Annotated in this window: 2 tRNA genes and 1 rRNA gene; all 3 read right to left on the bottom strand. The window is 44.9% G+C overall.

The features are described 5' to 3' along the window. Window positions 1-174: 174 nt before the first annotated feature. Window positions 175-250: transfer RNA gene (locus EO124_RS10135), tRNA-Ala, on the bottom strand. A gap of 23 nt (window positions 251-273) precedes the next feature. After that, window positions 274-350: transfer RNA gene (locus tag EO124_RS10130), tRNA-Ile, on the bottom strand. Between the two features lie 124 nt (window positions 351-474). After that, window positions 475-530, bottom strand: a 16S ribosomal RNA gene (locus EO124_RS10125); the annotation flags it as partial.

Genomic DNA, 530 nt, shown 5'->3' with positions numbered 1-530 from the left:
TCGCCTGTAGCTTAACCTACTCTTTATAAATCAGAGAATTTTTTCCTAATGTGCTTGGTTAAACCCTTGGATTACTCCAAGAGGCTTACCTTACATATTAATTATCTATCTTCTATGCAGTTTTCAAAGAACAAGTCATTTATTACTCATTGTCGCCAATCAGTAGTAAATGAATGGTGGAGACGAGGAGAATCGAACTCCTGACCCCCTGCTTGCAAGGCAGGTGCTCTCCCAGCTGAGCTACGCCCCCATGTATGGTATAAAATTAAAGAATGGTGGGCCTAAGTGGACTTGAACCACTGACCTCACGCTTATCAGGCGTGCGCTCTAACCAGCTGAGCTATAGGCCCATTCTTTTTGAGAGTCTTTGCAGATCTCTCAAAACCGAACAATGTAGGTTACTGTACGAAGTACAGCGCCAAAGTGTCGACCTAAGTGACATCGAAGAACTTGTCTTCGTGTATGTCTCCCTAGAAAGGAGGTGATCCAGCCGCACCTTCCGATACGGCTACCTTGTTACGACTTCACCC

This window comes from Veillonella ratti (genome assembly GCF_003992115.1).
In the GTDB taxonomy this organism is placed as follows: domain Bacteria; phylum Bacillota; class Negativicutes; order Veillonellales; family Veillonellaceae; genus Veillonella_A; species Veillonella_A ratti.
The sequence above is the reverse complement of the archived record's forward strand: the minus strand, read 5'-3'. Positions and strand labels throughout refer to the sequence as shown.